The organism is Streptomyces pseudoechinosporeus, assembly GCF_054783935.1.
On the sequence record NZ_BAAGPS010000012.1, the window covers coordinates 18,691 to 35,598 of the forward strand.

At 72.3% G+C, this 16,908-nt stretch carries 13 protein-coding genes; 5 read left to right on the top strand and 8 right to left on the bottom strand.

Going from position 1 to position 16,908, the window contains the following annotated elements:
* Nucleotides 1-2: 2 nt before the first annotated feature.
* From ACYVO6_RS17740 to ACYVO6_RS17775, 8 genes are all read right to left on the bottom strand, one after another.
* Entirely contained in the window at nucleotides 3-1,271 is a 1,269-nt protein-coding gene (locus ACYVO6_RS17740) for a glycosyltransferase (RefSeq protein WP_461062353.1), read from the bottom strand.
* Nucleotides 1,268-2,233 carry a glycosyltransferase gene (locus ACYVO6_RS17745; RefSeq protein WP_461062354.1) on the bottom strand — a complete coding sequence of 322 codons (966 nt, stop codon included), beginning with the start codon at nucleotides 2,231-2,233 and terminating at the stop codon, nucleotides 1,268-1,270. The genes ACYVO6_RS17740 and ACYVO6_RS17745 overlap by 4 nt, the downstream gene beginning before the upstream one ends.
* Nucleotides 2,230-3,321, bottom strand: a complete 1,092-nt coding sequence (locus ACYVO6_RS17750; protein WP_461062355.1) for a glycosyltransferase family 9 protein — start codon at nucleotides 3,319-3,321, stop codon at nucleotides 2,230-2,232. Before ACYVO6_RS17750 ends, ACYVO6_RS17745 begins: the two co-directional genes overlap by 4 nt.
* Entirely contained in the window at nucleotides 3,318-4,154 is an 837-nt protein-coding gene (locus tag ACYVO6_RS17755) for a D-glycero-alpha-D-manno-heptose-1,7-bisphosphate 7-phosphatase (protein WP_461062356.1), read from the bottom strand. The genes ACYVO6_RS17750 and ACYVO6_RS17755 overlap by 4 nt, the downstream gene beginning before the upstream one ends.
* Nucleotides 4,151-5,236, bottom strand: coding sequence for a glycosyltransferase family 2 protein (locus ACYVO6_RS17760; RefSeq protein WP_461062357.1), 1,086 nt, complete (start codon nucleotides 5,234-5,236; stop codon nucleotides 4,151-4,153). Before ACYVO6_RS17760 ends, ACYVO6_RS17755 begins: the two co-directional genes overlap by 4 nt.
* The gene (locus ACYVO6_RS17765) at nucleotides 5,233-6,900 is read right to left on the bottom strand and encodes a carbamoyltransferase family protein (protein WP_461062358.1); all 1,668 of its coding nucleotides are present in this window, start codon (nucleotides 6,898-6,900) and stop codon (nucleotides 5,233-5,235) included. Before ACYVO6_RS17765 ends, ACYVO6_RS17760 begins: the two co-directional genes overlap by 4 nt.
* 85 nt (nucleotides 6,901-6,985) lie before the next feature.
* Nucleotides 6,986-7,960, bottom strand: coding sequence for an NAD-dependent epimerase/dehydratase family protein (locus tag ACYVO6_RS17770; RefSeq protein WP_461062359.1), 975 nt, complete (start codon nucleotides 7,958-7,960; stop codon nucleotides 6,986-6,988).
* A gap of 493 nt (nucleotides 7,961-8,453) precedes the next feature.
* The gene (locus tag ACYVO6_RS17775; RefSeq protein ID WP_461062360.1) at nucleotides 8,454-8,981 is read right to left on the bottom strand and encodes a hypothetical protein; all 528 of its coding nucleotides are present in this window, start codon (nucleotides 8,979-8,981) and stop codon (nucleotides 8,454-8,456) included.
* 282 nt (nucleotides 8,982-9,263) lie between these two features.
* Here ACYVO6_RS17775 and ACYVO6_RS17780 point away from each other — a divergent pair, with 282 nt between their 5' ends.
* The 5 genes from ACYVO6_RS17780 (at nucleotide 9,264) to ACYVO6_RS17800 (ending at nucleotide 16,896) form a co-directional block, all read left to right on the top strand.
* Nucleotides 9,264-10,784 carry an ABC transporter substrate-binding protein gene (locus tag ACYVO6_RS17780; RefSeq protein ID WP_461062361.1) on the top strand — a complete coding sequence of 507 codons (1,521 nt, stop codon included), beginning with the start codon at nucleotides 9,264-9,266 and terminating at the stop codon, nucleotides 10,782-10,784.
* Between the two features lie 6 nt (nucleotides 10,785-10,790).
* Nucleotides 10,791-12,578 (top strand): ABC transporter permease subunit, encoded by a 1,788-nt coding sequence (locus tag ACYVO6_RS17785; protein ID WP_461062362.1) that lies wholly within the window; start codon nucleotides 10,791-10,793, stop codon nucleotides 12,576-12,578.
* Nucleotides 12,579-12,783: 205 nt separating this feature from the next.
* On the top strand, nucleotides 12,784-14,367 hold the full coding sequence (locus ACYVO6_RS17790; RefSeq protein ID WP_461062363.1) for an NAD(P)-binding domain-containing protein: 1,584 nt from the start codon (nucleotides 12,784-12,786) through the stop codon (nucleotides 14,365-14,367).
* A gap of 7 nt (nucleotides 14,368-14,374) precedes the next feature.
* Entirely contained in the window at nucleotides 14,375-15,493 is a 1,119-nt protein-coding gene (locus tag ACYVO6_RS17795) for an alpha-hydroxy acid oxidase (protein ID WP_461062959.1), read from the top strand.
* Entirely contained in the window at nucleotides 15,490-16,896 is a 1,407-nt protein-coding gene (locus tag ACYVO6_RS17800; protein WP_461062364.1) for a cytochrome P450, read from the top strand. Before ACYVO6_RS17795 ends, ACYVO6_RS17800 begins: the two co-directional genes overlap by 4 nt.
* The last annotated feature ends 12 nt before the right edge of the window (nucleotides 16,897-16,908 follow it).

Consider the following 16,908-nt stretch of genomic DNA (forward strand, 5'->3'; position numbering starts at 1 on the left):
TGTCAGATCACCCCCGTCACGGCGGGCGCGGCGTCGAGCACCGAGCAGTACGCCGCCTCGGTGGCTGCCGCGACCCGCGACCAGCCGTACCGGCTCAGTACGCGGCGGCGGCCGGCGGCCCCGCAGGCCTCGCGCACCGCCGGGTCGGCGAGGAGCTGCCCGGTCGCGCGGGCGAGGGCCTCGGGGTCACGGGGCGGTACGAGGCGTCCGGTGCCCGGGTCGGCGACGGTGTCCAGCTGCCCGCCCACGGCGCTGGCGACGACCGGCTTCGCGCAGGCCATCGCCTCCAGCGGGACGATGCCGAACGGTTCGTAGTCCGCGGGGCACAGCACCACATCGGCGGCCCGCAGCAGCGGCGGCACGTCCTCGCTGGACACCCCTCCGGTGAAGCGGACCCGGTGGGCGACCCCGGCCGCGCGGGCGATCTCGCGCAGTCGGCGCACCTCGGGGTCGTTGTCGAGCCGGTCCGGCGTGGGGCCGCCGACCACGACGAGTTCCGTGTCGGGCAACCGGGCCAGCGCGACGATGGAGACGGCGGCGCCCTTGCGGGGGACGAGGCGGCCGAGCTGGAGCAGTTGGTGGCGGTACGGGCCGCGCTCGGCGAGCGGCCCCCGGGGGGTGAAGCGGTCGGTGTCGACGCCGCACGGCACGATGGTGATCCGCTCGGCGGGTATGCCCATCCGCTCCAGTTCGACGACCTCGTCACGGCAGGTGGCCAGCACCCGGTTGCAGCCAAGGCCCACCTCCGTCTCCCAGGCGATACGGGTGGGCGGGCTGGTGTCGGCGTCCTGCTGGTGGCGTCGCTTGACCGTGCCGAGCGCGTGGTACGTGTGCAGCATCGGCAGTCGCAGTCGGTGTGCCGCCCACAGTGAGGCGAGGCCCGACATCCAGAAGTGCGAGTGCACCAGGTCGGGTGGCCGGGCCCGCCAGGTCCTGGCGAGGTGGCGGCCGAAGGCGCCCATGTGGGGCAGCAGTTCGTCCTTGGGGATCGGCTCCGGCGGTCCCGCGGGCACGTGGTGCACTTCGACGCCTTCCCGCAGCGGCACCCGGTCGGGCAGGTCGGGCGAGTCACGCCGGGTGTGGACGGTGACGCGGTGGCCACGGTCGGCGAGTGCGCTCGCGAGGCAGGCTACGTGCACGTTCTGGCCGCCCGCGTCGACGCCGCCCAGCACGGCGAGGGGGCTCGCGTGCTCGGAGACGAGTGCGATCTCCATGGTGTCGGGGCCGAGCGGGCCGGGGGACGTGCCGGTGGGTGTGCTGACGTAGGTCATGCGCGCGCCTCCGTCATCACGCGCTCCCAGTCGTCCAGGAAACGCTTGAGGCCGTACCGTCCGAGGGCCGCCTGGCGGGCGCGTGCGCCGTCCTCGGCCGCGGCCCCGGGTTCCTCCATGTAGTGGCGGACGGCCCGGGCGAGCACGTCGGGGCGGGTGGAGAGGATGCCCGCGCCGGGCGGGACCGCCTCGACGGCCTCCGTGGTGGCGAGGGCGACGACGGGCATGCCCAGGTGCATGGCCTCCAGCAGGGAGAGGCCGAGGGACGTCCAGCGCACCGGGTGCAGATAGCAGCGGCGCTCCGCCAGGGCCGCGTGCAGCTCGCTCTGGGGCAGATCGGCGGTGCGGCAGCGGTCCGCGGGGATGCCGAGACGCTCGGCGAGGCCTTCGGTACGCATGCCGAAGACATCCAGCGGTGCCGCCTCGGCCAGGGCGGGCAGCAGGTCCGTACCGGTGTAACGGCCGCGCCGCACCGGCTCGTTGACGACGACGGCCGCGCGGGTGAGACGGCCGGTGTACTGCTGCCCCGGGTCGACGATGCCGTGCTCGATCACCTCGGTGGGGGTGGAGCCGCAGTCCCAGAACAGCCGGTTGAAGTGGGTGACGTGGACCAGGGTCAGGTCGTCCCGGTCGGCGAACGGGTGCCGGGTGCGGGGGACGTCGCCGTCCGGTGCGTTGTGTTCCAGGTACACGGCGGGCGTGTCCCGCCCGGGGCGGCGTCCGCCGAGCCACTGCTCGGCGAGTTCCAGCTCGTGCGGCCGTTGAAGAATGACCAGGTCGACTGGCGTGTCGCGCAGTTCTTCGGGGGTCGCTTCGTGCACCGAGGCGGGCCAGGAGTACGTACGGGCGCGGCCGAGGCCGTCCGGGTCGCGGGCCGGTGTGACGGGAACGAGGTATGTGTGCGGGCCCTGGACGAATGCCGTCGTCCAGGATCCGTGCACATGCCACAACAGGATGTTCATACGGTCGCTCCTCGTTCCGTTTCGGAGCCGCCCTCGCCGGGAGGCGGCTCCGCGTCGGGCTCCGTGCGGTCCTCGTCGAGCGCCGCCACGGCGGCGAGCACCTCGGCGTCGCCGATCCCGTCGAGGCAGGGGTGCCCCGGCAGCGGGCAGTGGCGGGCCCTGCTCTCCGCGCACGGCGCGTCCTGATCGCCGAGCAGTACGTGCGGCACGCCGTACGGGGCCCAGCGCTCCGCCGGAACCACCGGCGCGAACAGTGAGACGACCGGCGTCCCCACCGCGACGGCGAGATGTGCGGGCCCCGTGTTCCCGGTCACCGCCACCCGCGCCCTGGCCAGTACGCCCGCCAGCTGCCGCAGATCGGTGGAGCCGCCGAGGTCCAGGGCGTGCTGTCCGGCGACCTTCGCGGTCAGGTCCCGCTCCGCGCGCCCGCCGGTGACCACGACCCGGTATCCCTCGGCGGTGAGGGCGGCGACGGCCCGGGCGGCCCGCGTGGGGCTCCACGCTCGGGCCGGTACGGCGGCGCCGGGATGCAGCACCACGTACGGCTCCGGTCCGGTGAGGTGCGTGGTGTCCGGCGGTGCCTCGATACGCAGCGCTCCGTCGTCGCCGGGCGGCAGGGCGAACCCGGCGTCCCTGGCCAGGTCGAGCCCCGCGAGCGCTTCGTGCCGGTGGGGCAGCCTGCGGTGCCGCAGATCGAGCAGGGCTCCCGGGTAGTCCTCGCTGTCGGCCGCCGTCCAGCCGACCCCGGCCAGCTTCAGCAGCAGCGCGATCGGCAGCGGACTCTGGTGGTACGAGACGAGCACGAGAGCCCGGTCGAAACGGCGGGCCGACAGCGTGTCCAGCAGCTGGCGCGTCTGTGCGCGGGACACCGGCGCCGGTTCGAACCCCACCCAGGGGGCGTCGTACGTCAGCACCTCGTCCAGCCCCGGCAGCAGCCGCCCCGCCTGCGCTCCCTGCGGCCCGCACAAAAGGGCGGTGTATGAGGACCCGTCCGCCACAGCACGCACGGCGGGCCCGGCGAGCAGCACATCACCGGCACTGTCCAGCCGTACGACGAGGGAGCGGGGAAGGGTGCGGGGACTGGTCATGACGCCTCCCCCGCCGTGCGGCCGACGAGCTTGGCACGGGGCGGGGCATGTTCCGGGCCGGCTGCGTACATTCCGTCGCCCGGGCGCGTGGCCGCGGCCCGATCCGGCCCGGGTTCCGCCCGACACACGCCGTCGACCCCGCGCCCGTACCGGCCTCCCGTCCAGGACGCCCGCTGCACGCCCCCGGCCCGATCCACCGCCCCCGGCCGCCCCGGCACAACTCCCGCCCGGCGCACGGGCTTTGGCTTGTCGAGACCAGGGCCCAGCACCAGCCGCACCGCCGCGAGCAGGTCAGGAGCCGTGGAGGCGGCGGCCTCGATCTCCTCGGGGCGGGTGACCGGCGTCGGCACCAGCACGCCGCGGGCACCCGCGGCGTGGGCGGCTGTCATGTCGCTGCCGATGTCGCCGATGACGGTGGTGCGTTCGGTGGGGACGCCGAGTCGGTCGCAGGCGGCCAGGACCAGGCCCGGTGCGGGTTTGCGGCAGTGGCAGCCGTCGTCGGGGCCGTGCGGGCAGATCGCCCAGACGGCGAAGGGGCCAAGGAGGTCGTCCACTCGTCGGCGTACGGCCTCGACTTGACGGTACGTCAGCAAGTCGCGGGCCACGCCCGACTGGTTGCTCACGACCCCGACCGGGATCCCCAGGGCGCGTACCGTCTCGACGGCGTCCCGCGCGGCGGGCATCGGCTCGACCCGCGCCGGGTCGCCGTTGTAGGGCACGTCGGCCACCAGCGTGCCGTCGCGGTCGAAGAGGACCGCCGCCGGGAGGGCGCCGCTTGCCTCGGGCCGTGACAGCGGGGCCAGCGGTCCGTCGAACAGCCACGGGCCGGTCATGGGTGCACCCGTTCCTGGACCGGCTCACGCGGTGCGCGCGGCGGCTCACCGGGCTCGTACGGGCTGAGCGGCAGCGTCCCGCGGTGCTGGACCTGCCCGCGCAGCCAGTGCCAGGTGGCGGCGGGCGGGATGAGCACGCTGGTCAGCGTCATGGTGACGACCTCGTCCCGGGTCCGCGGCCCCGGCCCGATCCGGGCCAGGGCGAATTCGGCGGTCCCGGCCAGCCAGGCGGCGCCACAGGCGAGAGCGGCGCGGTGCCTGCCGGCAAGGACGCAGGAGACGGCCGTCACGGCCGCTCCCGTCACCGCCAGGTGCCGGGACCGTCGGCCCCGTGGCGCATCCGCCCGGCTCCACCAGTCACGGCCGTGCCGCCGGGTCATCAGTACGTCATCGGCATTGCCCGCCTGGAGCCGTACGGAGATCCAGCGGCCGGCCGGACGCACGGGGTGGGTCGTGGTGCGTGCCCCGGCGGTCAGCGTCCAGCCGGCCGTGAGTACCCGCAGGGCGAGGTCCGCGTCCTCCCGGAAGGCGCGGTGGAACCGTTCGTCGAATCCGCCGACGGCCTCCAGCGCTTCCCGCCGGTACGCCATGTCGGCGGTGATCCACCGGGCGGTGGCGAGCCCGGCGGTGTTGCGTTCCCAGTCCGTGGGCCTGCGGTCCGTCGGCAGCGGCACGCGGATGCGCGCGGTGATCCCGGCGGTCCGGTACGTCGCCCCGGCAAGATCGAGGGCCAGGTCGTCACCCCAGGTGGGGCCGGGCACCACGTCGTCGTCGAGGAAGACGATCCAGGGCACGCGGCCGGCCGCCCGCCACCCCGTGTTGCGGGCGGCGGCCGGTCCGCGGGCGCGGCCCCGCACGACGGTGGTCACGGAACGCAGCGGCACCGGGACGTCGGCCGAGAGGGGTGCGCCACCGGTCCCCGGGCGGTCGTCGACGAGAACCACCCGTACCGGCTTCGGGCCACCGGCATCAGCCAGCGCACGCAGACACGCGGACAGACTGGGCCGCCCCAGGGTGGGGATCACGACGGCGTACGACGCGTCGTCCGCCACCGCCCCCTCTCCGTCTCCGTACGCCGTCATCGCTCGCCCCCTTCGGCCATGGCGGAGCGGAAGAATCCCTCGCGCCGGATCGCGTACGGCCCGATGGCCAGGATGTCGACGGGCGAGGAGCCGAAGCACTCCAGTGCGTCACGCGGATCGTCCACCATGGGCCGGCCCGCCGTGTTGAGGCTGGTGTTGACCAGCACGGGCAGCCCGGTGAGCCGCTCGAACTCGCCGAGCATGCGGGCGACCAGCGGCTCCCGGGCGGGATCCACGGTCTGGATGCGGGCGGTCCCGTCGACGTGCACGACGGCCGGGATGCGCTCGCGCCAGGCCTTGGCCACGTCGTGGACGAAGAGCATGTACGGGCTCGGCAGCGGCCCGTCGAAGATCTCGGCGGCGCGGTCGGCGAGCACCATCGGAGCGATGGGCCGGAACTGCTCGCGTCCCTTGACGTCGTTGAGCCGTTCCAGATTGCCCGCGTGGCCGGGGTGCGCCAGCAGGGAGCGGTGTCCGAGCGCCCTGGGGCCGTACTCGGAGCGCCCCTGGAACCAGGCGACGATCTGGTTGTCGGCGACGGCGTGGGCGACAGTCGCGGCGATGTCGGGGGGCCGGTCGAACGGTACGGCGGCCGTCTTCAGCCAGGCGCCGAGTTCCGCGTCCGTCCAGTCCCGTCCGAGGTCGGCCCCGGTCATGGGCTCCGGCTCGTCCCCGCCGCCTGCGGCGAGCAGCAGCGCGCCCCCCAGGGCCGTACCGGCGTCACCGGCCGCGGGCTGCACCCACACCCGGGAGAACGGGCCCTCGCGGGCGATCCTCGTGTTGGCGACGCAGTTGAGGGCGACGCCTCCGGCGAGGGTGAGCGTGCTGTGGTGCGTCTTTCCGTGCAGCCAACGGACGAGGTCGAGCAGGGTCTCCTCCAGTACGGCCTGGGCACTGGCGGCCACATCGGCGTGGTCCTGCGTCCAGGGCTCGTCCGGGACGCGGGGCTCGCACAGTTCGTGCCAGGGCACGGCGGTGGCGTGGAATCCACCGTCGCCCGTGGGATACACATGGCGGCGCAGCTCGGGCAGCATGCGCGGGGTTCCGTGCGAGGCGAGGGCCATCACCTTGAACTCGTCGGAGGAGCGCAGGAATCCGAGGTGTTCGGTGAGCTCCTCGTAGACCAGTCCGAGCGAGTGCGGAAGCTCTTGCGCGTGCAGGGGTTCGAGCCGGTCCCGTATCCGGTACGCGGCCAGGTGCGAGGCCCGTTCCCCGCGGCCGTCCAGGACGAGCACGGAGGACGGCTCGGCGTCGGGCGCGGCGAAAGCGCTGGAGGCGGCATGGGCCATGTGGTGCGGTACGAAGCGGACGATGCCCGGGTCGAGGCCGGGCAGCGCGGTCTTGAGGAAGCCGGGGGCTTCGCGTGCGTACGTCAGCCGCAGGTGGTCCCAGGGGTCGTCGAGGCCCATGGACTCGGCGGGCCGGGCGAGTGCCGGGTCGAAGGAGTAGGCGACGGCGTCGAGGTCCTGAGGGCGCAGCCCCGCCCGCTTCAGGCACCAGGCGGCGGCCTTCTCCGGCAGTTCCCAGGCAGAGAACGGCACCGGCCGCTTCCCGTGTTTGCGCCGGGAGAACCGCTCCTCCTCCGCGGCGGCGACGGTCCTGCCATCGATCACGAGGGCGGCGGCGGGGTCGTGGAAGAGGGCGTTGATTCCGAGGATGCGCATGGGTTGAGTCCCGGGTCGTTCGGCGGGTCGGGCGAAGGCGGCACCGCGTACGGGGGTGGCGGGAGGGCGTTCGCTGTGCGCCGGTTCAGTGGTCGGCGGTCGCGGTCGCCCGGTCGCGGAACCAGGCGATCGTGCGGCGCAGGCCTTCTTCGGCACTCACCCTCGGTTCCCAGGCGAGCTTGTCGCGGGCCAGTGTGATGTCCGGGCAGCGCACGGCGGGGTCGTCGGTGGGGCGCCCGATGAAGCGGATCTGTGAGCGGGATCCGGTGAGTTCGATGACGAGCCGGGCCAGTTCGAGCATGGTGATCTCGGTGGGATTGCCGAGGTTGACCGGGCCGCGCATGCCGTGCGCCGCCGCCGCGAGAATGCCGCGCACGGTGTCGTCGACGTAGCACAGCGAGCGGGTCTGGCGTCCGTCTCCGGTGACGGTGAGGGGTACGCCGTCCAGCGCCTGCCGCACGAAGGTGGGAACCGCGCGGCCGTCGTGACCGCGCATCCTCGGGCCGTACGTGTTGAACAGCCGCACGATGCCGGTGTCGGTGCCGTGGGTTTCGGCGTGCGCGGTGGTCAGCGCCTCACCGAACCGTTTGGCCTCGTCGTACACGCTGCGCGGTCCGACTGGGTTCACGTTGCCCCAGTACCGCTCGTCCTGGGGGTTCTGCTGCGGGTCGCCGTAGACCTCGGAGGTGGAGGCGAGAAGGAAGCGGGCTCCGCACTCGTGGGCGAACTCCAGGGCGTTGCGGGTGCCGAGGCTGCCGGTCTCCATCGTGTGCAGGGGCAGCCGGAGGTAGTCGGCGGGGGATGCTGGGGAGGCGAAGTGCAGTACGAGATCGGGCGGCCGCTCGACGGTGAGTCCCTCGGAGACGTTGGCCCGCACGAGGGTGAATCCGGGACGGTCGAGCAGCGCGGTCACGTTCTCGGGCCGGCCGGTGCTGAAGTCGTCCACGCAGGTGACCGCCGCGCCGGAGTCCAGCAGAGCGGTGCACAGGTGTGAACCGACGAAGCCCGCGCCGCCGGTGACGACGGCATGGTCCCAGTTCCGTGCGAGAGCGGTGCTCATGTCGATCTCCTCTGTACGCGGCGACGGCGTATCGGCCCCCGTCCTTCGCCTCCGTGCTCCTGACGTGGCCGAAGGCCGTCGAGCTCTCGATCAGCGTCCGCCGCGCGGGCGCCGGGGGCTCGGTGGTGTACGGCATTCGGGTGACTCACGGAGAGCGAAGGCCGACTCCCGGTGCCCGGTCGGACGGGCCGCCACGGCGGTGTCGCAGCGGGCTGGACACGCTGTCGGCCGTCGTCAGGGTCGGAAAGGGGCGCACTGTCAGCGGGGCCGCGCATCGCCGACGCGCAGTCGGGCGAAGGGCCTGCGGCGGGGGCACGGACGCTGAACGCGGTCCTTGGCGCAGCCATCCGTCAGCCGGAGGGCCGCCCGCCTTTTCCGCCCACGGCCCGGGGGCCTCGGCCTCGTATCGTTTGACGCTTGACATGCGTCACCGGGTCCCCAGACGACCACGGGACATGCCTGCCTTCGGACAGTCGGTGTCTCTGCTCCTGTTTCAGGCGCTCAGCGCCTGCCCCGGCTTCAGGCGGTCGAGGAGATCCGCGTGGTGCAGTTCGGCTATCGGCGCGAGGAAGTCCGGGTGGCGCAGCAGCGCTGCCGCCCGCCGGTCGCGGTCGTCGGGAGCGACCAGGCGCCGGAACTCGGCCCGCGCTCCGCCCATGTGGCTGGAGTCGGCGAGTGCGGACACCGCCTCCTCGGCCAGCACCGGGTCGGTGAGCAGGCATGCCGCCCAGCTCGCCACGACCTCGTCCACCCAGGTCCGCCACGCGTACCCGTCCGCGTCGTCGGCCGCGGCCCCCTCCGCTCCCGTGATCCAGTCGAGCCGGGCGGAGCCTCCGGGGCCCGCCATGCCGACGAGCGCGGCGTCCATCGGCGTCGGATAGCGCAGCCACGCCGCGACGGTCACGGCCTGCCGGGCCTGCACCTCACAGAGCGCGGAGTCCAGCGCACCGCCGCCCGACGGATACGAACACGTCAGCCACTGAGCGGTCGCCGCTATGACCGGGGAGAGATCTGCGTGCACTGGCCGTCCGAAATCGCTGGGGGCGGGTGGGACCAGAACGCTAGCCCGCCGCTCCCCCGAGGGAAATGGCCCAGGCCACGAAAGAGACGTTGCCTCGCCCACATCGTCACCCGAGGTCGAGGTGCGCTTCGTCCCCGAGGGCGAGGGCGGCAATCTCATTGATTGAGGTTTCACCCACCCGGTGGAAAAGTTGGTAAGCCTTGCCTTATATGCTGACGCGGCCCTCGGCGCCGCAACCCGCGTGCAGGGGCGTGACCGACTCCTCGCACGACAGGACCCACCATGCGTACCCCCTCCCGCGGCCTCTTCGCGGCGCTTGCTCTCACCCCATTGCTGGCCGGCTGTTTCGTGTCGGACAGCGGCTCGGCCACCGACGGTGAGGGGACATCGGGCGGCCGTCTGAGGGTCGCCCTCGCGGTGCCGCCGGTGCAGGCCCTGTCCCCGTACAGCAATGACGCCACCGTGCTGAGCAAGCTCTCCGTGGCCGAAGGCCTCACCGCGCTGGACGAGAACGGAGCCGCCGCGCCCGCGCTGGCGAAGTCCTGGACGCAGAAGAACGCCACCACCTGGGCCTTCGAGCTGCGCAAGGCCACGTTCCAGGACGGCACCGAGGTCACCGCCGAGACCGTCGTGGGCGCCCTCGACCACGCGGGCCAGGCCGAGACCAAGCCCCGCGTCCTCAGCGACGTGACCCTCACCGCGAAGGCCGAGGACGCCGACACCGTCACGATCAGCACCAAGGCCGCCGACCCGGTGCTCCCGCTGCGGCTCGCCAGCCCGGCGCTGGGCATCCTCTCCCCGAAGGCGTACGCGAAGGACGGCACCGTCAGCCCGGTCGGCACCGGAACCGGCCCCTTCGAGATCACGAAGCTCACCGGGAAGTCCAAGGCCGCGCTCGACCGCTTCGACGACTACTGGGGAGGCAAGGCCAAGGCGCCCGGTGTCGACGTGACCTGGATAGCCGACGGCACGGCCCGTGCCAACGCCCTGCGCGGCGGCGACGTCGACATCGCCGAGTGGATCCCCACCGCCCAGGCGAAGCTCCTGGACAAGGACACCCGTCACGAAGTGCCCTCCGTGCGGACCGACAGCCTGGTCCTCAACACCGGAAGCGGCCTCTTCACCGACGCGGCGCTGCGGGCGGCGGCCCGCGAGGCCGTGGACGGCGGCGCCCTCGTCGACTCGGTCTTCGGCGGATACGCCGACCCCGCGCAGGGTCTGTTCGGGCCCGCCGTCTCCTGGGCTGCCGACGACCGCGCCGAGGTGACCGGCCGCGCCACGGCCGCGACCACCGCGCAGGTCGAGTCGAAGACCAAGGGCAGGACGCTGCGCCTGGCCACCTACACCAACCGCGCCGAACTCCCCGAAGCCGCGACCGTGCTCCAACAGCAGCTCGAGAAGGCCGGGTTCACCGTGAAGCAGGATGTACGCGAGTACACGCAGATGGAGGCCGACCTCCTCGAGGGCAAGTACGACGCGCTCGTCTTCTCCCGGGTGACGCTCCTCGACACCGGCGACGCGGTCGCGTACCTCGCGAGCGACTACACCAGCGACGGCGTCTACAACATCGCGGGCCTGAAGGACTCGAAGGTCGACCAGGCCATCAAGTCCGCCGCCGGGGAAGACGACACGGAGCGGCGGCAGCAGAAGATCATGGGAGCCGAGGCGGAGATCCTGCGCACCGACGCCGTTGTGCCACTGGTCCACGAGAAGGTCGTACAGGGCATCGCCACCGATGTCGAGGGCGTGCTCCTCGACCCCCGCGAGCGCTCTCTCGTCGACGTCGACACGCGTGTGAAGTAGCGGCGGATGAGCGTCACGCCGGTCGGCGCCGATGCACGCCCGGCCCAGTGGCGCGCGGGGGCCGGCCGTGTCGTCGCCGGCACCGCGCTGCTGACGGCCGTCGCCCTGCTGCCCTGGCTGTCCGGGAACGACCCCGCGCTGACGGTCCTGCGGGCCCGCTCCGCCGACCAGGACCCGACCCCCGCACAACTGGCCACCGTACGCGAGCAACTCGGCCTGGACGAGGGGCCGTTCACGCATCTCGCGCACTGGCTGGGCGGGCTGCCGCGCGGCGACGCGGGCACCTCCTGGGTGTCGGGCGAACCGGTCCTGCCCCAGGTGAGCACCGCCTTCGCGGTCTCCGTCACGCTGATGCTCGGCGCCCTCGTGGTGACGATCGCGGTGGCCGCGCTGGTCTGCGCGCGCACCCTGTACCTCGGATCCCGGCGACGGCTGCGGCAGGGGCGGTCAGGCACAGGAGCCGCCGTCCTCGCCGCGCTGCCCAAGTTCCTGCTCGCCTCGCTGCTCGCCACCGTGTGCGGGGTGTGGCTCGGCTGGTTCCCGTCCCAGGGCTGGGAGGGGCCGCGGTCGATGGTGCTGCCCGCGCTCGCACTCGGTGTGCCGTCCGGGGCGATGATCGGCGGGCTGCTCGACCAGTCGCTGCCCGCCGCCTTCAACGAGTCATGGGCGCGGACCTGGCACGCGTACGGGTTCTCGCCCGGCCATATCGCCCGGCATGCGCTGCGGCGCACGCTGGCCGGTGTGCTCCCGCAGCTCCTGCCGACCGTCGTGGCCCTGGTGGGCGGCGCGGTCGCGGTGGAGAAGATCTTCAACATTCCGGGACTCGGCCGGCTCGCCCTGGACGCCGCCACGGCCCAGGACCTCCCGCCGCTGCAGACCGCGACGCTGGTCCTCGTCCTGCTCGGCGTCGCCGCGGGTCTGCTGATCCAGGCGTTGCGCCGCGCTCTCCTCGGCCCCGCCCTGCGGGACGGCGCGCTGCCCGCCCTGCACGCGCCGGCTCTCCCGCGGCGGCGCTCCACGCGCTGGGTCGCCGGATTCTGTGCTGTCGCCCTGCTCACTCTGGTCGTGGCCGGGCTGCTGCGCGATCCCCTGCACGTGGACACGGCGGCCCGACTGCTGCCGCCTTCGGCCGCGCACCCGCTGGGCACGGACTCGCTCGGTCGTGATCTGCTGGCCCGGCTGGGGCACGGGGCGCTGCGTACGGCGGGTGTGGCTCTCGCGGTGACGGCGGTCAGCACCGCCCTCGGGCTGCTGCTCGGCATGGCGGCACGGGTGGGCGCGGGCCTGACGGAAGTGGTGTCGACGCTGCCGGCCGTCCTCGCCGGACTGCTGACGACCGCGGTGACCGGGCCGTCGGTGTGGGGTGCCGCGCTCGCCGTGTGCCTGGTCGGCTGGAGCCCCTACGCCGCCCAGACCGCGGCACTGCTCGAACAGGAACGGGCGAGCGGTCACATGCTCGCGGCGATCTCGTTCGGCGCCGACCGCTGGTACCTGCTCCGCCACCACCTGCTGCCCGCGGTCCTGCCCTCCGTCCTGCGCAACGCCTTGCTGCGGCTGCCCACCACGGTCCTCGTGCTGGCCTCGCTCGGCTTCCTCGGTCTGGGCGAGCAGCCGCCCACGCCGGAGTGGGGCCGCCTTCTGTCGGAGAACCAGCCGTACGCGGAACTGGCGCCCTGGACCGTACTCGGCCCGGCCTGCGCGCTGGTCCTGCTGTCCGTTCTCGCCGTGTCCGGTACGGCGTCGGGACGCGGCAGAGCCCGAGGCCGCAAGAAGGTCCCGTCGCTCCAGAAGTGAAACTCCGCGTGGCCAGATCTCGGTGTTGCCAAAGTTGAACTCCCGTTACTAGGGTGCTCGTTGAGGTTTCAAAGACCGCACTTCAGGCCGCCGATCCGCAGGCCACGTACGGAACACCGCACCTCCTTCACGACATCACGTCGCCTTTCCCAACTCCCCCTCGCTCACGGCCCTTTCAGACATCCCCCACCGTAAGGAAGGCCCTGTGCACAACGAACGTCTCGACTATCTCGTGATCGGTGGCGGTCCCGCGGGACTCCAGCTCGGGCAGCAGCTGCAGACCGCGGGCCACAGCTACCGGATCCTGGAAGGCGGCCCCACCCCGGGCACCTTCTTCCGCACCTTCCCCCGGCACCGCAAGCTGATCTCCATCAACAAAGTTCACAACGGCACCTCCGACCCCGAACTGAACCTCCGGATGGACTGGAACTCGCTGCTGTCCCCGGACCCCCAACTGCTGTTCACCCGTTACAGCAAGCGCTACTTCCCGCACGCCGACGACCTGGTGCGCTACCTGGCCGACTTCGCCGAGGCGTTCAAGCTCGACATCGCGTACGACACTCGGGCGGTACGGATCCGCCGCACCGACGACGGATTCACTGTCGACGACCAGCATGGTGCGGAGCACCACAGCCGGCGTCTGATCATGGCCACGGGGGTGAGCCGGCCCAACACCCCTGACATCCCCGGCATCGAGACCGCCGAGGACTACTCCGTCGTATCGACAGACCCCGAGGACTTCACCGACCAGCGCGTGCTGATCATCGGCAAGGGCAACTCCGCGCTGGAGACGGCCGACAACCTCGTCGAGACGGCCGCGGTGATTCATGTGGCCGGGCCGCACTCCATAAAGATGGCCTGGAACACCCACTACGTCGGCCATCTGCGCGCTGTCAACAACAACTTTCTCGACACCTATCAACTCAAGTCGCAGAACGCCCTGTTGGACGGCCATGTGCAGTCGATCGACCGGGATCCGCAAGACGATACGTACCACGTCCGCTTCGCCTTCTCCCGGGCGGACGAGGTCGTGAAGGAACTGCGCTACGACCGGGTCATCGTGTGCACCGGCTTCCGCTTCGACGCCTCCGTCTTCGACCCGGACTCCCGGCCCGAGCTGGTCATCAACGACCGCTTCGCCGCGCTCTCCCCGGCCTACGAGTCGGTGAACGTACCCGGTCTGTACTTCGCCGGCACCCTGATGCAGCAGCGCGACTTCAAGAAGTCCACCGGCGGCTTCATCCACGGATTCCGGTACGCCGTACAGGCGTTGAGCCGCATCCTCGACGAACGCCATCACGACCGGCCCTGGCCGCAGCAGCCCCTGGACACGGATCCGTCCGCGCTCGCGGACGCCGTGGTGGCGCGCGTCAACCGGAGTTCGGCGTTGTGGCAGCAGTTCGGCGTCCTCGGGGATCTGATCGTCACGGCACCCGGCGAACCGGCGCGCTACCACGAGGAGGTGCCGGTCGCGTACGCGCACGAAAGCCAACTCACCGAGGATCGCGACTACTTCACCATCACGCTGGAGTACGGCCCCGACCACGACAAGGTCGACCCCTTCGACATCACGGTGCGCCGCACCGCCCAGAACTCGGTCGACGACGCCTTCGACGCCGCCTACCTGCACCCGGTGATCCGCCACTTCCGGGGCGGTGAGCTGCTGGGCACCCATCCCCTGGCCGAGAACCTGGAGAACGAGTGGGACGACCCGGAGGTCCACCACGCCCCGCTCGCCGAGTTCTTCGCCCATGAACTGGATCCGCGGCCCGCCGGGGCGGGGCGGTGACGCCTCCATGACGCTCTCCGTCCATGACTTCGAGACCGCCGCCCTCGCCAAACTCGACCCCGTCCACGCCGACTTCATCGCCGGCGGGGCACGCGACGAGATCACCGTACGGGCCAACGAGGCAGCGTTCGGCCATCTGCAGCTGCTGCCCCGGGTGCTGCGCGGCAGCGCCGAGCGGGACCTGGACGTCACCCTGTTCGGCGGCCACGCGCGCCTGCCGATCCTGCTCTCGCCGACCGCCTTCCACAAACTGGTCACCCCTGAGGGCGAGTTGGCCACCGCGCGTGCCGCGGCCGACGCCGGCGTGATCATGATCGTGAGCATGGCGTCGACGGTGGCGGTGGGCGACATCGCCGACGCCGCCCGGGCGGCGTGTGAGCACGGCGATCCGCCGCCCCTGTGGTTCCAGCTCTACATCCAGCCCGACCTGGAGATCACCGAGGCCCTGGTGCGGCGGGCCACCGACGCCGGCTGCACCGCGCTGGTGGTCACCGTGGACTCCCCGGTACTGGGCGCCCACGAGCGCAACCGGCGCAACGGCTTCCACGACCTGCCCGCCGGGCTGCGCTGCGAGAACCTGGTCGACCTGCGGGACGGCGAGAGCGGGCACGTACGCCAGATCGCCATGTCCCCGGAGCTGAACTGGGAGCACATCGACTGGCTGCGCTCCATCACCGCGCTGCCGATCCTGCTCAAGGGCGTCCTGCATCCCGAGGACGTACGGCTGGCGCTGCGGCACGGGGTCGACGGGCTGCTGCTGTCCAACCACGGCGGCCGACAGCTGGACACCGTGCCGGCGACGCTGGAGCTGCTGCCCGAGATCGCCGCCACGGTCGCGGGCCGGATCCCGATCGTGCTGGACGGCGGGGTGCGGCGGGGCACCGATGTGGTCAAGGCGCTGGCGCTCGGTGCGTCCGCCGTGGGCATCGGCCGCCCGGTGATGTGGGCCCTGGCCGAGGGAGGTGAGAAGGGCCTGCGTCGGCTGCTGGAGCTGTTGCGTGAGGAGCTCGACGACACCCTGGCGCTGTGCGGCGCGACCGGTCTTGACGACCTCACACCGGACCTGGTCCGGTTCCCGTCCTGGGGGCCCGGCTGGGGCGCGGGGCAGGGCGGGGTGCTGTCATGAGCGGCACGGGATGGCTGATCACGCTCGCCGTCCTGGCACTGCTGGCGAGTCTGCCGTACTGGCTGCCCAGAGTGGTGATCGCGCTGCGGGTGGGCATCTTCGCCCGGGTCAACGGCGAGGAGGGCATCCCCGCGCCCGGCCGGGAGGTGCCCGCCGAGGAGTTCAAGAAGGTGTACGGGCATCCGGCCGCGAACGGCCGCAGCCGTGGCGCCGCCCTCTCCGACCTGTTCTGGTACTGGCTCTCCCCCGGCCCCGAGGTGCACCAGGAGCATCTGGAGCCCGGCCCGCGTTACGACGACGTGGCCCGGACGACCCGGCAGATCCTCGCCGGGCTCTCCAGGGAACAGTGGACCGAACTGGTCGGCCGCTGCACCCGGCACGTACTCGACGAGCTCGAAGCCGGCAGCCGACCCCGCGTGCACAAGGTCAGGCTGCGGGACCTGATGATGCCCGTCTGGGCCGAGGTCTACTACGAACTGGTCTTCCGCGAACCATGCCCGCGCCACGTCCGGGACCTGATCGTCGGCAACGCGGACGACGTGGTGAGCGCCCTCAAATGCACCAGCCTGCGGCACATGGACCGGCGGGCCGAGCTCACCGCCCATCTGCGGCACCGGCTCGCCAACGATCCGCCGCCGGTGCCGCTGCCGTCGTCGCTCTCGGAGGAGGAACAGGCGTACTACCTGCAGGGCACGTTCTTCAACACGGCCGTGGTGCAGATGTCCGAGGCGATGGCGCATCTGCTGCTCGCCCTCGCCACCCACCAGCCGGTGCAGGAGCGTCTGTTGACGGGGCATCAGGACCCGGACTTCCTTGACCGGGTCATCGACGAGACGCTGCAGCACTTCCCGCTGTTCGGCGTGGCCCACCGCATCACCACGGAGGAGATACACCGGGACGGGCGGGACCCCATCCCTGCCGGGTCGGTCCTGCTGTTCAACTACCCCGAATACCAACGGTCCGGCGCGGCGAACGAGCGATTCGACCCGGACCGCTGGCTCTCTCCGGACACCAAACCCTCCTCGTACATCCCCTTCGGGGTGACCGCGAACCGCCCCTGTCCGGCCCGCGGCTTCGCCATTCTGACCATGCGGGTCGCGGCCGAGGAGGTGCTGCGCCGCTTCCGGCTGGAGTCGTCGGCCGAGCACACCCGCTCACTGCCCAGCCGCGGCCCCTGCCTGCTGATCCCCCGCGCCGATGCGGTGGCCTGGACCCCGGCCCGCCGACGGATCCGGCTTGCCGCGATGCGGCTCGGCGACCACTGGGCGGCGATCCCCCGCAGCCTGGTCCAACTCGTCCTGGGCAGCTACATGGTGTGGGACGCCCGCCGCCAAGGCCTGTGCCGCAACTACTTCGCCGCGGCGTCCGGCGGCTCCGCGCCGTCCGCCGTCGGCAGCCGTTGAGGAGGACGGGAC

Excerpts from the sequence above, each read along its gene's own strand:
- ACYVO6_RS17785 (WP_461062362.1), top strand. The coding sequence starts at position 10,791 with ATGAGCGTCACGCCGGTCGGCGCCGATGCACGCCCGGCCCAGTGGCGC.
- ACYVO6_RS17800 (WP_461062364.1), top strand. The coding sequence starts at position 15,490 with ATGAGCGGCACGGGATGGCTGATCACGCTCGCCGTCCTGGCACTGCTG.
- ACYVO6_RS17740 (WP_461062353.1), bottom strand. The coding sequence starts at position 1,271 with ATGACCTACGTCAGCACACCCACCGGCACGTCCCCCGGCCCGCTCGGC.
- ACYVO6_RS17755 (WP_461062356.1), bottom strand. The coding sequence starts at position 4,154 with ATGACCGGCCCGTGGCTGTTCGACGGACCGCTGGCCCCGCTGTCACGG.
- ACYVO6_RS17765 (WP_461062358.1), bottom strand. The coding sequence starts at position 6,900 with ATGCGCATCCTCGGAATCAACGCCCTCTTCCACGACCCCGCCGCCGCC.
- ACYVO6_RS17795 (WP_461062959.1), top strand. The coding sequence starts at position 14,375 with ATGACGCTCTCCGTCCATGACTTCGAGACCGCCGCCCTCGCCAAACTC.
- ACYVO6_RS17760 (WP_461062357.1), bottom strand. The coding sequence starts at position 5,236 with ATGACGGCGTACGGAGACGGAGAGGGGGCGGTGGCGGACGACGCGTCG.
- ACYVO6_RS17780 (WP_461062361.1), top strand. The coding sequence starts at position 9,264 with ATGCGTACCCCCTCCCGCGGCCTCTTCGCGGCGCTTGCTCTCACCCCA.
- ACYVO6_RS17745 (WP_461062354.1), bottom strand. The coding sequence starts at position 2,233 with ATGAACATCCTGTTGTGGCATGTGCACGGATCCTGGACGACGGCATTC.
- ACYVO6_RS17750 (WP_461062355.1), bottom strand. The coding sequence starts at position 3,321 with ATGACCAGTCCCCGCACCCTTCCCCGCTCCCTCGTCGTACGGCTGGAC.
- ACYVO6_RS17770 (WP_461062359.1), bottom strand. The coding sequence starts at position 7,960 with ATGAGCACCGCTCTCGCACGGAACTGGGACCATGCCGTCGTCACCGGC.